Annotated in this window: 11 protein-coding genes; 7 read left to right on the forward strand and 4 right to left on the reverse strand. The window is 73.6% G+C overall.

What is annotated here, in order from left to right; translation table 11 throughout:
- Positions 1–239: 239 nt before the first annotated feature.
- The gene (locus QYM41_RS14895) at positions 240–521 is read left to right on the forward strand and encodes a hypothetical protein (protein ID WP_368800567.1); all 282 of its coding nucleotides are present in this window, start codon (positions 240–242) and stop codon (positions 519–521) included.
- 65 nt (positions 522–586) lie between these two features.
- Here the strand turns inward: QYM41_RS14895 and QYM41_RS14900 are convergent, their stop codons facing one another.
- Positions 587–856: a hypothetical protein gene (locus QYM41_RS14900; protein WP_368800568.1), complete on the reverse strand. Its 270-nt coding sequence runs from the start codon at positions 854–856 to the stop codon at positions 587–589.
- A 593-nt stretch (positions 857–1449) separates the two neighbouring features.
- Here QYM41_RS14900 and QYM41_RS14905 point away from each other — a divergent pair.
- From QYM41_RS14905 to QYM41_RS14915, 3 genes are all read left to right on the forward strand, one after another.
- Positions 1450–1872, forward strand: coding sequence for a hypothetical protein (locus QYM41_RS14905; protein ID WP_368800569.1), 423 nt, complete (start codon positions 1450–1452; stop codon positions 1870–1872).
- 746 nt (positions 1873–2618) lie between these two features.
- Complete coding sequence (locus QYM41_RS14910; RefSeq protein WP_368800570.1) at positions 2619–3587, forward strand: NAD-dependent epimerase/dehydratase family protein; 969 nt, start codon at positions 2619–2621, stop codon at positions 3585–3587.
- 359 nt (positions 3588–3946) lie between these two features.
- Entirely contained in the window at positions 3947–5161 is a 1215-nt protein-coding gene (locus QYM41_RS14915) for an NAD(P)/FAD-dependent oxidoreductase (RefSeq protein ID WP_368800571.1), read from the forward strand.
- A gap of 77 nt (positions 5162–5238) precedes the next feature.
- On the opposite strand, the gene cydD is transcribed toward QYM41_RS14915, so the two are convergent.
- From cydD to QYM41_RS14930, 3 genes are read right to left on the reverse strand one after another with little or no spacing between them, the layout of a single operon-like run.
- Positions 5239–8817: a thiol reductant ABC exporter subunit CydD gene (gene cydD / locus QYM41_RS14920; RefSeq protein ID WP_368800578.1), complete on the reverse strand. Its 3579-nt coding sequence runs from the start codon at positions 8815–8817 to the stop codon at positions 5239–5241.
- A complete protein-coding gene (gene cydB, locus QYM41_RS14925; protein WP_368800579.1) occupies positions 8814–9986 on the reverse strand; it encodes a cytochrome d ubiquinol oxidase subunit II in 1173 nt (390 codons plus the stop codon). The genes cydD and cydB overlap by 4 nt, the downstream gene beginning before the upstream one ends.
- Positions 9987–10043: 57 nt before the next feature.
- Entirely contained in the window at positions 10044–11651 is a 1608-nt protein-coding gene (locus QYM41_RS14930) for a cytochrome ubiquinol oxidase subunit I (protein ID WP_368800580.1), read from the reverse strand.
- Positions 11652–11774: 123 nt separating this feature from the next.
- On the opposite strand from QYM41_RS14930, the gene QYM41_RS14935 reads away from it, so the two are divergent.
- The 3 genes from QYM41_RS14935 (at position 11775) to QYM41_RS14945 (ending at position 14334) form a co-directional block, all read left to right on the forward strand.
- Entirely contained in the window at positions 11775–12161 is a 387-nt protein-coding gene (locus QYM41_RS14935) for a BlaI/MecI/CopY family transcriptional regulator (RefSeq protein ID WP_368800581.1), read from the forward strand.
- 4 nt (positions 12162–12165) lie between these two features.
- Complete coding sequence (locus tag QYM41_RS14940; protein ID WP_368800582.1) at positions 12166–13140, forward strand: M56 family metallopeptidase; 975 nt, start codon at positions 12166–12168, stop codon at positions 13138–13140.
- A gap of 93 nt (positions 13141–13233) precedes the next feature.
- A complete protein-coding gene (locus QYM41_RS14945) occupies positions 13234–14334 on the forward strand; it encodes an alanine racemase (RefSeq protein WP_368800583.1) in 1101 nt (366 codons plus the stop codon).
- Positions 14335–14405 lie beyond the last annotated feature (71 nt).

Below are 14405 nucleotides of genomic sequence, written 5' to 3' on the forward strand. Positions count from 1 at the left end.
CGACTCCCTGACCGCCCTCACCGCCTAATTCCCCTACGAAGGATCGCTACACCACTCCAGGGGGCTTGACCCACGACGCGCAGGGCACCAGCAACGCCCGCCTCGCCCAGGTCCGGTGCCCAGTTCCGGCACGACACCAATCCGGCCACCCCCTTCAAGATGCTGGAGTGCCGTCATATAACAGACCACAGGATTTGCATCCGCGATCATGGAGGTCCCCCCGATGAAAGGCACTACCCATGAGCGAGTACGCAGCTCTCATCCCCCGCCCTTGCTGGGCCACCCACCAGGAAGTCACCGATTCCCAGACGCTCACCCACTACCGGGAACTCCCCGCGTGGTCCATCGCAGGGCCGGCTCCCGTGGTCCTGCTGGATTCCTGGGAGATCATCACCACCGCCGACGGCACCTACGCCCACCCCGACGGACCTCTCCTGCACATCGGCCACGACGCCTTCACCCCCGACCAAGCACGAACCCTGCGCAACAGGATCACCGAGGCCCTGGCCCTGCTCGCCTAACCACAGAGCACCCCGGCGACACTGCCAGGATGCTCGTGAAGCGCAGCCCGCGATACGGGCACGTGTCAGGAGGGTCGTACCTGGCGAATCCGCTCCAACGCCTCATCCAACCGGCCCCCGGGATCCTCCTGCATGGTGAAGGTGTTGAACACTCCCCATACCATCAGCACGATTCCCCCCGTTATGCCAGTCATGAGGGTCGGGCCTGCGGCCTGATCGGCGGACATCGACAGGACCAGCCCGAACACCGACACCAGCAGCATCAGCGCCCCGGCATCGAGGGCCACAACAGCAGTCCGCTTATTCATGGGAAACCTTCCGAGGGAGCTGGTCACGGAGCCGACCAGAACCCGGCATAGGTGACATGTCATTAATTAGACGAAAGTCTATGTGCACTCATGGCAGTCGCCGGCGACACGACACCCTTGTTACCCAAACGTAACCACATGGTGTGAGATGAGCGCCCCCGTGGCACCGACGAAGTCGCTGGACCCACCATGGGCGCCCGAAGTGCGCGGCCGGCCGTGGTCCGCCATCTTGGGCGCCCCACCTCCACCGAACGGGCGGCGTGGACCTCGACTGCGATCACGATGTGCCCGCCATGAAGTGACCTCGCGGATGCACCTCGTCACGGGCATGGCCCGCCCTCACCATGCCGATCAGCGTGGTCGCGCAAGCTACGCCGATAGGTGGACGGGGCACCTTGGGGATGCCCCAGCGCCGGCCACCAATCTGTCTCGCAACCAAACCGCCTCATAACCCTTGGCTTAGAAGACGGGCAACTGTCACATTACTCAGCCTGCTTCCATAGTTATCGACCTAGTGCCTACTCTGGTCCATCACCATCGGGCCCCCCAGACCCGGCGATGCGACCACGCCTCAGGCCGCCACCGCCAGACGATCCGTCATCTGCGAACAGGAAATAGGCATGAACACCTCTGCATCTGGGGCTCTGGCCGTCGAGCTGCACTCCGTCTCTCCCACCCGGTGGGTCGCCACCTACTACCCCATGGTGGTCACCCCCGCGGGCCGCTGGGCCGAGGTCACCTGGGACCTGCACCAGCACCTGATGCCCGCCATGTCGACTCCCCTGGAGCCGGCACGGTGGCTGGAGGCGTGTAGCCCCGATCCCGACCACCCCTGCTACGTCGGCTATCAAGGGTGGGCCACCGAGCTGGCCGCCGGTTACGCAGCCGCACTAGCCGTCCACGACACCGAGGCCGCTGAGGAGCCCTTCTCGGTCCGGGAGGCGCAGCTGCTGCGAGAGGGCACGTTCCTCGTGCCGGCCGGACAGCTTTCGGAGTGGGTGCTCGATGATCTCGAGGACGAGACCACACATATCCGTGGTTGATCCTGCGCACAGATCGACCCATCTCGCACCGTCCTCTTTCGCCCGGACACCTCGATTCGCAACAGCACATTGATGTGTCATGTTGTGAACACCGCCACATCCCCGGAATTGCCGGACGGAGCGTGAGCGAGCATCGTGGCTTATCAGGGGGACAGGTGATCTGCATCAGACCATCCTCCAGCTTCGTGCGTCGACCGGCCGCGCCCGTGGTTCCGGGGGGATCCACGGGTGTGCGCCAGATGATGAGTCCGCGACGAAGCAGCAAGGGGCGGGGTGGCCGGGGGGCCACCCCGCCCCTGCCACACCCGGCCATGACACCGTGGCTACGGCAGGCGAATCCGCTCCCGTCACGACGTCTCACCACCCAGCTACCGGCTGAGGAGTCATCTCAGGACTCCGAGCAGGTCTCGCACTTTGTGAGTGAAGCCGCCCGGGGTGCCTCTATGATCTTGGTCCAGCGGCCAGGGCCATCGGTGACGGGATCTGAGGGTCGGTGGGTCTTGGTAGGAGGTGCCCTCGCGCAGCATCGCGAAGAGCACGTCGGTCAGTCGGCTGGCCAGGGCGATGATCGCCTCCTGGATCGCACCGGCAACGTCATGTCGCTGACATTTGGCGAGGCCAGGGATGCAGTGACCACCCGCCAAAGGGCACGGTAGTGGCGAGCTCGAGCAGCGGCACCCCAGCCACCCGTGGCCAGCAGTTCACGGCCGGTGGCCGGGGAAGTCGAGGAGCGAGAGGTGACGACGATGAGCAGTGCGGACAGGATCCACGTGGTGGTCGGTGCCAGTGGCGGAACCGGCAGCGCTGTGGTGCGCGAACTGCTCCGCCGGGGACGCCGGGTGCGAGCGATCAACCGCAGCGGACGCCTCAACGCCCCGCCCGGTGTGGAGGTGGCGGCCGGGGATGCCAGGGACGCCGAGCGGATGCGGGAGGTGTGCCGGGGTGCCGGGGTGGTCTACAACACCGTGAACGTCCCGTTCACCCAGTGGCGGGACAGCTTCCCGGCGGCGGTGGACGGGGTGCTCGCCGGCGCACGGGCCGCCGGCGCGTCGATGGTGTTCGCCGACGACACCTGGATGTACGGCCGGGTCACCGGGCCCATGACCGAGGACCTGCCCCACCGGCCCGTGAGCGACAAGGGAGTCCTGCGCGCCTGGCTGGCCGAGCGGGTGCTCGCCGCCCACAGCAGCGGACAGGTCGCCACCGTCATCGGCCGCGCCCCGGAACTGTACGGCCCGGCCGTGGAATCCCTGCTGGGCCGCAACCTCTTCGGCCCCGCCCTCACCCACGGCCCGGCGTTGTGGGTCGGAGACCTGGACCAGCCCCTGGCCCCGATGTTCATCGAGGACTTCGCCCACGGTCTGGCCGAGCTCGGCGAACACGAGGCGGCCCTGGGCCGGGCATGGCACCTGCCCACCCCGGAACCCATCACCGCACAGACGTTCCTGGACCTGCTCTCGACCCAGGTGCACCGACCGATCAGGATTCTGCGCCTGGGACAGCGCTCGGCACGTGCCCTCGGGCTGGTGTGGCCGGTGGCCCGGGAGGGCGCGGAGATGCTCTACCAGTTCCGTCAACCGCACGCCGTCGACGCCAGCGCCTACACCACGACCTTCGGCCCCGGCCAGGTCACGCCCTACACCCAGGGCATCGCCCACACCCTGGACTGGTACCGCACAACCGCCCGACGCTCCTTCCTCGGAATCGGGCGATGAACCCCGCCACCCAGCCCCGCACGCCGCCAGGGATCGGAGACATCTGGCGGGGCTGCACTAGGGCAGGTACGGCCGAACCAGTCCGTCCACTGTCGAAAACACAGTCATTGTCTCGCAACCGATGCATCTCGCAACCCATCGTCTAGAAGACGCCACGCCGCCCGAAGTCCTTCCCGCGGCAGACGCCGGCACAGCCACGTCCGTCAGATGCTCCGACCGGCGCGTTCCGTGACGTGGACTCCCGTCGGTAGCCCACCGACCGGCACCTGTCGACCGGACTCGGGTCCAGCGGTTCGTGGTCGAATGGTCGGGCGACCCCGGCCGGGGCCGTGGAGCTTTCCTCGTCCCACGGAGTCACGATGACCAGCACATCCCCGGACCACGCCACTGACGTCCTCGTGATCGGCGGGGGCAATGCCGGGATCTCCCTGGCCGCTCGACTGCGCCGGAAGGGCATCACGGACATCGCGGTCGTGGAGCCGAAGTCCACGCACCACTACCGGCCAATGCTCTCCTACGTGGGCGCCGGACTGAAGTCCGTGCAGCAGATGTCCCGGCCCCAGCACCGCGTGATGCCCCGCGGCGTGCGGTGGATCCGGGACCGTGTCCAGGCACTGGATCCGGCGGCACGGACGGCCACGCTGTCCTCCGGGGCGCGCATCGGCTACCGGGACGTCGTGATCTGCGCGGGCTCCACCCCGGACTGGGGCCGTGTCCCCGGCAGCGCCGAGGCCATGGCCGGCCCGTACGCCTCGAGCAACTACACCGTGGAGCTGGCCCCCAGGACCTGGGAGCTGATCCGCGGGCTGCGCCGTGGCCGGGCGGTGTTCACCATCCCGGACGGTCCGGCACCCACTCCGCAGATCGGGCAGAAGATCCTCTACCTGGCCTGCGACTACTGGCAGCGTCAGGGTGTCCTGCAGGACATCGAGGTGACCCTGCTGACCCCCACCGCCACCGTGTTCGGCCAGCCGGACGTGGACCGGGTGCTGCAGCCCTGGGTCCGGCGCTACGGCATCACGGTCCTGACGAACGCCCACGTGCAGTCGATCGACGCCGGCTCCCGTCGGCTGCGGGTCACGGTGGACGGGACGCCCCGGGACCTGCCCTACGACCTGCTGCACCACAGCCCCGTCCACCGGGCCCCGGCCTGGATCGCCGACGCGGGACTGGGGGTCGCTCCGGGCCCGGGCACCGCCTGGGCCGGCTACGCGGACGTGGAGGCGCAGACCCTGCGCCACCGCCGGGTGCCCACCGTGTGGGCCTGCGGGGACGCGGCGGCGCTGGAGACCACCTCGTCCGGCGGGGCGCTGCGCCACCAGACGAAGATCCTCGCGGAGAACCTCCTGGCCGCCCGCGCCGGCCGGGAGCCCACGGCCTCCTACGACGGGTACACCGTGACGCCCGTGACGGTGCAGCGGGGCCGTGCCGTGCTGGCCGAGTTCGACCGGGACAACGACCTGGCGCCCAGCATTCCCGGCCTGCCGCTGCTGGCCCCGAACCGCCTCTCCTGGTTCGTCGACCTCGAGGTCCTCCCCCGGGACTACTGGAACGTGATCCTCCGGGGCCGCTAGCCGGCGCCGAGTTCCCCGGGCGCCGTCCGGCACGGTCCGCATCTCGGCGGTGGTGCGCTCCGAAGCGGGGCCGGCTCTCAGGGACGGGACCCCACCGGGTGCACGGCCCGCCGGTCGGAGCGCAGCCGGGTCTCCCCGGGGTCGTCCGGTCCTGGCCCGCGTCGCGACACCGGCCGGGCGTCCGCCCCGTGGCCCGGCAGCCGCAGCCGGGCGTCCGTGCCGGCGGCCCCGTCGTCGAGGTGGTGCGTGACCAGGACGACGACGCGGTCGGCGAGCCCCTGCCGCAGGTCGGCCAGGAGAAACCGCGAGGCGGGGGCGTCCAGGTGGGCGGTCGGTTCGTCGAGCAGGACCACGTCGGCGCGGGTGAGCAGGGCGCGGGCCACGGCCACGCGCTGGCGCTGCCCTCCGGACAGGTGGGCCCCGCCGGGGCCGACGCGGGTCGCGAGGCCCTCGGGCAGCTCCGCCAGGAAGGGGCCTAGGCCCACCCGCTGCAGGGCCGCGCGGATCTCGGCGTCGGAGGGCCGGTCCTCCCGGCCGCGGGCGAGCAGCAGGTTGCCGCGGATCGTGGAGTCGAACAGGTGGGCCTCCTGCGGGCACCAGGCGATGCTGCGGCGCAGCCGTCCGGGGTCGAGTGCCCGGCTGTCCACGCCGTCCACCTCCCACCGTCCCTCGGCCGCCGGGAGGTGGCCGAGCAGCGCGGCGAGCAGGGTGGACTTCCCCGCACCGGAGGGTCCCTCCACCACGAGCCACTGTCCGCGCCGCACGGACGCCTCGAGCCCGCGGAATGCCGGGGCCGGCGCCCCCGGCCACGTCACGGCGAGCCCGCGCAGGTCGAGGCGGTGGACGGGCAGCGGCTCGGCCCCGGCCTCCGCCGGGATGCCGGCCGCCCCGCGCGCGGCCCCGGTGACCGGCCGGAGCTTGCGCAGCGAGGCCGAGAGCGCGGGCCACTGCTGCGCCGCGTCGACCACCCCGAGCATGGGCTCCAGCAGGCCCAGCGGCAGCAGCACCAGGGCCGCGACCACGGGCGCCGCCAGCGTGCCGTCGGCCGCCGCGTCCGCGGTGGCGGCGAGCACCAGCACCGATGAGACGGAGCAGGCCAGCACGGCCGTGCCGCTGCCGAGCCCCAGTGCCCAGGCGCTCCGGCGGGCGGCCCGCTCGGCGTCCGCCTCGAGGTCCTCGAGCCGGGCGAGCACCGCCGCAGAGCGCCCGTTGGCCCGCAGCTCGTCGGCGGCGGCGACCATCGCGGCGAAGCGGCGGAGCACCCCGGAGCGCACCACGGTGGCGCCGCGGGCGGCGGAGCGGTCGGCCAGCAGGGCCACGGCCGGCCCGGCGAGGAGGCCGCCGGCGAGCGCGACCGCGAGGGCGGGCAGGGCGTCCGGGTGCAGGATCCCGACCGTGGCGGCGGCGCCGGCCGCGGTCCCGGCCCCGACCAGCGGGGGCAGCACCACCCGGGGCACGAGGTCCCGCACCCGGTCCGCGGTGGCCACGAGGTGGTCCAGGGCCGCGCCGCCGGTCGCCAGGCTGCGGGAGGCCACGCCGCGCACGGCCAGGCCGGCCCAGGTCCGTGCCCGCAGCTCGGTGGTGGAGACCAGGACGGCGTCGTGGCCGAGCAGCCGCTCGGCGTAGCGCAGCACCGCCCGGCCGATGCCGAAGAAGCGCACGCCGACGACGGCGACCATGAGGTACATGATGCTGGGCTGCTCGCTGGCCCGCACGATGAGCCAGCCGGAGAGCGTGGTGAGCCCGGCGGCGAACAGGGCCGCGGCGGTGCCCAGGGCCACCGCGCCGGCGGTCCGCCACGGGGCGGGCGCCAGGAACGCCGCGAGCTCCCGCAGGGCCCCGCGCGCGGCCGCGGGCTGCGCCGGGTCCACGGCGGTCCCCTCCGGGGCAGGGTCCTCGGGCGGGGTGTCGGCCCCCGTGCCCGACGACGCCTCGGGGGCGCCCTCGGTGCGGGGAGCGGCCGCGGCGCCGAGCAGGAGCTGCTGGTCCGCGAGCGCGGTCACCTCGGTCTCGTGGGAGGCCAGGACCACGGTGACCCGGCCCCGCAGGGCCTCGACCAGGGCCTCGACGCGGCGCGCGTTGGCGGGGTCCAGGTGGGCGGTCGGCTCGTCCAGCAGCAGCAGCCGGGCCCCGGCGTCCACCCGGGCGAGGCCGCGGGCCAGGCCCAGCCGGCGCAGCTCGCCGGGGCTGAGCCGGTCCGGGTGGGCGCCGGCCAGGCGGGCGAGCCCCACCCGGGCGAGCGCGTCCCGGGCGGCGGCCTCCGCCTCGGCGCCGGAGCCTGCGCCCCGGCCCGCGCCGGCGTCGACGTCGGGGGCGGCGACCGAGGCTGCCCCGGAGCGGGAGCCGGCAGCGCCCGGGGCGGCGTCGGAGCCGGAGCCGGCGTAGAGCAGCACCTCGTCGAGGACCGTCTCCGCCACGGTGTGCACGTGCTGCGGGACCCACGCGACGACGGCCGGGTCCACGCCCTCGACACTGCCGGCCGCCGCCGGGACGGTCCCGGCGAGCACGCCGAGCAGGGTGGACTTCCCGCTGCCGCTGGGGCCCTCCACACTGAGCACCGACCCGCCGGGCAGCTCCACGTCGATCCCGGACAGCGCGGGCACGGTGCGGCCGGGGAAGTGCACGGCCAGTCCGCGGATCCGGAGCGGCGGCGGCCCGGCGGGGTCCGGGGCGGGCACGGCCGACCCGGGGGCGGGCGCGGCCGGTCCGAGGCCCGCCCGGCGGATGTCGGCGGGCACCGGCTCCCCGACGATCTCGTCGGAGCGGCGCAGGGCGGCCCGGCCGTCCTGGGAGGCGTGGAAGGCCGCGCCCAGGTCCCGGAAGGGCGCGAAGCACTCGGGGGCGAGCAGGAGCGCGACGAGCCCGGTGGTGAGGTCGAGGTCCCCGTGCACGAGACGGACGCCGACGAAGACGGCGACCACGGCGACGGAGAGCGTCGAGATCAGCTCGAGCACGAGCGAGGAGAGGAAGGCGGTGCGCAGGGTGACCATGGTGGTCTCCCGGTGCCGCTCGGAGACCTCGCGCAGGGCCTGGGCCTGCTCGTGGACCCGGCCGAGGCCCACGAGCACGGGCAGTCCGCGGGCCAGCTCCACGAGGTGGTGGGACAGTCGCTGCAGCGCGGCCGAGGACTCCTCGACCCGGTCCTGGGTGTGCAGGCCGACCAGGGCCATGAACAGGGGCACCAGGGGCACGGTCAGCACCACGATCAGGGCGCTCACCCAGTCGGCGGAGAGGATGCGCACCCCCACCAGCAGCGGCACGGTGGCGGCGGTGACCACCGAGGGCAGCACGCGCGCGTAGTAGTCGTCCAGGGCGTCGAGGCCCACCGTGCCGACCACCGTGGTGGCCCCGACGTCGTGGCCCCCGCCCGCCAGCACGCGGCGGGCGAGCTCCCGGCGCAGTCCGCGCTTGGCGTCCCCCGCGGCGCGGGCGGCCACGTACTGGGCCGCCCAGGTGGTCACCGCCCGCAGCACCCCGGCACCGGCCCCGAGCACGATGGCTCCCTGCCAGGCCTCCGGGTCCGCCGCGAGCACCCCCACGACGCCGCGGGCGACGGCCTCGGCCAGCAGGACGAGGGCCAGCGCCTTCAGCGCGGCCAGGACGCCGAGCACGAGCACGGCCGAGGAGCCGCCCGGGCCCAGGGGAGGTCGTCTCATGCCGGCCGGTCGTCCCCTCCGGAGGAGGGGCCCCCGCGGAAGGAGTCATCGCCGGCGGAGCCCCGGGTGGCGGAGCCCCCGGAGGGTCCGGACCCTCCGGGGTCGGCCGCGCCCTGGGCGCCGCCGGGCACCGCGGCCGCGAGCGGGGCCACCGCGGCCCGCACGGTGTGGGCGGCGGGCAGGTGGTCGGTGGTCAGGCGGCGGCGGAACACCCAGTAGCTCCACCCCTGGTAGAGCAGCACGAGGGGCAGGCCCAGGGCGGCCACGACCGTCAGCACCCCCAGCGTGTAGTCGCTGTTGGAGGCGTTGCCGACCGTCAGGTCCCAGGCCGGGTCCAGCGTGGAGGGCAGCACCACCGGGAAGACGTTGGTGAAGATCGACCCGAGGCCCAGGGCGAGCACGGCGGCGGAGCCGGCGAAGGCCCGCCCCTCGTGGCCGAGCCGGGCGCCGGCCCAGCCGGCGAGGCCCGCCACCACGGCGCCTCCCACGAGCAGCCAGGTCCAGGCCGTGCCGCTGCGCAGCTGCACCGCGACCACCCAGCCGGCGAACGGGAGCAGCCCGACCGGGCCCCAGCGCACCAGCAGGCCGCGGGCGCGCAGCCGCACCGGTCCCTCGGTCTTCAGCCCCAGGAAGGCCGCGGCGTGCACGAGGCAGAAGCCCACCACGGCGAGCCCGCCGAGCAGCGCGTAGGGGGTGAACCAGGCGAAGGCCCCGCCCACGCGGTCGCCGTTGGCGTTGAGCGGCAGGCCCGTGGTGGTCAGGGCCAGGGCGGCCCCGAGGCCGAAGGCGGCCAGGAACGAGCCCGTCCCGAGGCCCCGGTCGGCCCACCGCCGCCACCGGTCGCTGTGGCCCTTGCCGCGGTACTCGATCGAGACCGCCCGGAAGATCAGTCCCACCAGCACGAAGACCAGGGGGACGTAGAGCGCGGAGAACAGGGCGGCGTACCAGAGCGGGAAGGCCGCGAAGAGACCGGCCGCCGCGGTGATCAGCCACACCTCGTTGCCGTCCCAGACCGGGCCGATCGTGTTGAGCATCTGGCGGCGCTCGCGCTCGTCCCGGGTGCTGGTGAGCATGAGCATGCCCACGCCGAGGTCGAAGCCGTCGAGGAGCAGGAACCCGCCCCAGAGCACGGCGATGGCGATGAACCAGAGAGTGGGGAGCAAGTCCATGTCAGCGAGCTTTCTGCGCGGTGCGGGCGTGCGGTCGTCGGGCGCGGACGGCGGGCATCAGTAGGCGAAGGCGAGCACGTCGTCGTCCGTCCCGGAGGCACCGCCCCGGTCACCGCCGTGGTCATCCCCGTGGTCATCCCCGTGGCCGGGCCCGTGCGCCAGGTCCGGCATCGCGGCGGCGACTCCGCCCCGCACGTACCGGACCAGGAGCATGACCTCCACCACGAGCAGCGCGGCGTAGATCAGCCCCAGCACGCTCAGCGAGAAGATCACCTCCTGCCCGCTGATGCCCGGGGAGACGGCCGCGGCGGTGTACATGAACACCCCGTCCACACCGCTCGGGTTCGGGTTGGGCGCCACCACGAAGGGCTGGCGGCCCATCTCCGTGAACACCCACCCGGCGATGTTGGCCCCGAAGGGCGCCAGGATGGAGGCCACGGCCGCCCACATCAGCGGCTTGGAGGCCGGGACGGTGCCCTTCCGGGCGATCCACAGCGTGAGGGCCGCGAAGGCGGCGGCCAGCATCCCGAAGCCGATCATCATGCGGAAGCCCCAGTAGGTCACCTCCATCAGCGGCAGGTAGTCGATCTCCTGCCCGGCGCGCTCGCCGTACATGGGGTCGTCCGGCAGGTGGGTGCCGTAGGCGGCCTCGTACTCCGGGATCAGGGTGTTGACGCCCTTGACCTCGGTGTCGAAGTCGCCGTGGGCCAGGAAGGAGAGGAGGCCGGGGATCTCGATGACGTCGACCACCTGGTCGCAGTCCTGGCCGCCGAGGGGCCCCACCGACAGGACCGAGAAGCCCGTGCCGTCGTGGCAGGCGGCCTCGGCCGCGGCCATCTTCAGCGGCTGCTGCTCGAACATCAGCTTGCCCTGGATGTCACCGCTCGCGGCGACGGCCCCGAAGCCCAGCACGGCCACGACCGCCCCGATGCGCAGGCTGGACAGCCACACCCCGTGATCGGTGCGGTCCCGGCCGGGGACGTCGGGGCGCTCCCCCACGACGACGCGGCCACGCTCGTCCACGGTGTCGATGCCGTCCCGGCGGCGCTGCCACAGGTGGTACCAGGCGATGCCCACGAGGAACGCGGCGCCCACGGCCACCGCGCCCGCCAGCGTGTGCGCGTAGGCGACCAGGGCCGTGTTGTTGGTCAGCACCGCCCACACGTCGTTCATCACCGGGCGGCCATCGACCAGCTCGACCCCCACCGGGTGCTGCATCCAGGAGTTGGCCACGATGATGAAGTACGCCGAGACCACGGAGCCGAGCACGGCCGTCCACAGGGAGGCGAGGTGCAGCTTCTTCGGCAGCCGGTCCCAGCCGAAGATCCACAGGCCCAGGAAGGTGGACTCGAAGAAGAACGCGAGCAGGCCCTCCATCGCCAGCGGGGCGCCGAAGACGTCGCCCACGAAGCGGGAGTACTCGCTCCAGGCCATGCCGAACTGGAACTCCTGCACCAGGCCGGTGGCCACGCCCATGATGAAGTTGATCAGGTAGAGCTTGCCCCAGAACTTCGTCATCCGCAGCCAGCGCTCGTTGCCGGTGCGCACCCACAGCGTCTGCATGAGCGCCACGAGCAGCCCGAGCCCCAGGGTGAGCGGGACCATCACGAAGTGGTAGACGGTGGTGATCCCGAACTGCCAGCGGGCGATCTCCAACGGATCCATGGGCGGCTTCTCCCGGTTCTTCCGCGCCTTCTGCGGCGGTGCGTCCTGCACACGTCTTCTACGGGACGTAGAAGTAGTTCTACACACTGTAGAACACCCCTCCGTCCGGGCTACAATCGGGCGGTGGCACGAAACGACACCTGGCGCTCCGCTCCCCTCGGCGAGCTCGAGCGCTCCCTCATGGAGCTGCTCTGGCACGCGGACGAACCCCTGTCCGCCTACGACCTGCAGGACCGCCTGCCCGAGAACGGCGAGGCCGACCGCCCCCGGGCCGCCACCACGGTGCTGACCGTCCTCTCCCGGCTCGAGCGCAAGGGCTTCGTCCAGCGGGACCGCACGGCCCGTCCGCACCGCTACCGGGCCGTGGCCTCGCGCGACGAGCACATGGCCGGGCTCATGCACGAGGTGCTCGGCGCCGCGGACGACCGCGCCGCCCTCCTCGCCCGCTTCGTGGGCGGCGTCAGCGCCGAGGAGGCCCAGACCCTCCGCCGGCTGCTCGGCGGCGCCTGAGCGCATGGTCGGCACCTCGCTGGCGCTCGCGGCGCTCGCCGTCGCCCTGGCCTGGCCGGTCCCCGTGCTGCTGGCGCGGGCGCGGTGGCCGGCCCGCGCCCCCGCCACGGCCCTGGTGCTGTGGCAGGCCGTGGCCCTGGCCGGCGGGCTGTCGATGCTCGGGGCCCTCGTCACGTTCGGGCTGGCCCCGTTCGGGCCGGACCTGGTGAGCAGCGGGATCAGCTTCTCCGCACAGTTCCGGGGGGACGACCTCGGGCGGGCCTTCGGGCCGCTGCAGGTGCTCGCGCTCGCGGGGGCGCTGTTGCTCGGCGGGCACCTGCTGCTGAACCTGCTCGTCACCGTGGTGCGGGCCGAGCGCGAGCGCCGCCGCCACGCCCAGCTGGTCCTGCTGCTCAGCACGCCCCTGCCCGACGCCCCCGGGACCCGGCTGCTCGACGACCCGGCCCCGGTGGCATACTGCCTCCCCGGGGCGTTCACCACGCTGACCGTGCTCTCGGTGGGACTGGTGTCGCTGCTGGAGGAGGACGAGCTCGCCGCCGTCGTCGAGCACGAGCGGGCCCACGCGGACCAGCGCCACGACATCGTGCTGGTGCTCTTCCGCGCCTGGAAGGCGTCGCTGCCATGGTTCCCCATCGCCCGCCGCGCCCAGCGCGAGGTCGGGCTGCTCGTGGAGATGCTCGCCGACGACCACGCCCGGCGCCGCGTGGACGACGGCGTGCTGGCGCGGGCGATCGCCCTGGTCGGTGCCGGCGGACCGGGTCTGGCCTTCCACCCCGCGGGACCGGCCGCACCGGGACGGCCGGCCGCCCTCGGTGAGGGGCGGAGCCTCGGCGAGGAGGCCCGGGACCGCGTCCTGCGCCTGGGGCTGGCACCCCTGCCGGCCGGGCGGAGGGCGGCCGTGGTCGCGGCGGCCACCGCCCTGGTCATCCTGCCCACGCTCCTGCTGCTGGTGCCCGGGCTCGGCCGGCTGCCGGCCTGACCGGGGTCCGGGCGGGGCGCCCGGACCGTAGCATGGGCGCAGGCTGCACCGATCGAAGCCTTCGCAGAGCGCACCCCCGGCCCGAGGAGTCCCATGCCCCGCATCCCCGCCGACGTCGACACCCCGGACGTCCTGATCGACCGGGACGTGCTCGAGCGCAACATCGCGCGGATGGCCGCCGCCGTGCGCGAACGGGGGCTGCGGCTGCGCCCGCACGCCAAGACGCACAAGGTCCCGGAGATCGCCGCGCTGCAGCTCGCCGCGGGCGCGGTGGGGCTGACCGTGGCCACGCTCGGGGAGGCCGAGGTCTTCGCCGCGCACGGCGCCGGGGACCTGTTCATCGCGTATCCGCTGTGGGTGGGTCCGCGGCAGGCCGAGCGCCTGCGCCGGCTGAGCGCCACGGCCCGGATCGCCGTCGGGACGGACTCGGCGGAGGCCGCCGCCGCCATGGGCGAGCGGCTGGGGGACGCGGCGGGGGACGTCGCCGTGCTCGTGGAGATCGACAGCGGCCACCACCGCAGCGGGGTCCATCCGGACGCCGCCGCGGACGTGGCCCGGGCCGCGGACCGGGCCGGGCTGCGCGTGGAGGGGGTCTTCACCTTCCCGGGCCACAGCTACGCCCCGGGGATGCCGGTCGAGGCCGCCGCCCAGGAGCAGCAGGCCCTGGCGCGGGCCTCCGCGGTGCTGGAGGCCGCGGGCTTCACGGTGCTGCGCCGCAGCGGCGGGTCCACGCCCAGCGCGCTGCTGACCGACGCCGCCACCGCCACGGAGGTGCGCCCGGGCGTCTACGCCCTCGGTGACGCCCAGCAGTGGGAGCTCGGCCGGTGCGCGCCCGAGGACATCGCCCTGACCGTGGCCGCGACCGTGGTCAGCCGGCACGAGGGCGGCAACGACGTGCCGCGGCGGGTCGTGCTGGACGCCGGCAGCAAGGTCCTCGGCAGCGACCGGCCGACCTGGGCCACCGGGTACGGGCGGCTCAGGGACCACCCGGACGCCCGGATCACGGCCCTGTCCGAGCACCACGCCACGGTCGTCTGGCCGGAGGACGCCTCCCTGCCGGCCCTCGGCGAGCGCCTGCGGGTGGTCCCCAACCACGTGTGCCTGACCATGAACCTCGTCGACGACGTGGCCGTGGTGCGGGGTGGGACGCTGCTGGAGCGCTGGACCGTGGCCGCGCGGGGCAAGAATTCCTGACCCCGCCGTCACCGGCGTGCCGTCCCCGGCACCCGGGGCCGGGGCACCCGAACCGCGCGACCGACTCGTTG

It is taken from the genome of Kocuria oxytropis (assembly GCF_040981195.1).
In the GTDB taxonomy this organism is placed as follows: Bacteria; Actinomycetota; Actinomycetes; order Actinomycetales; family Micrococcaceae; genus Kocuria; species Kocuria oxytropis.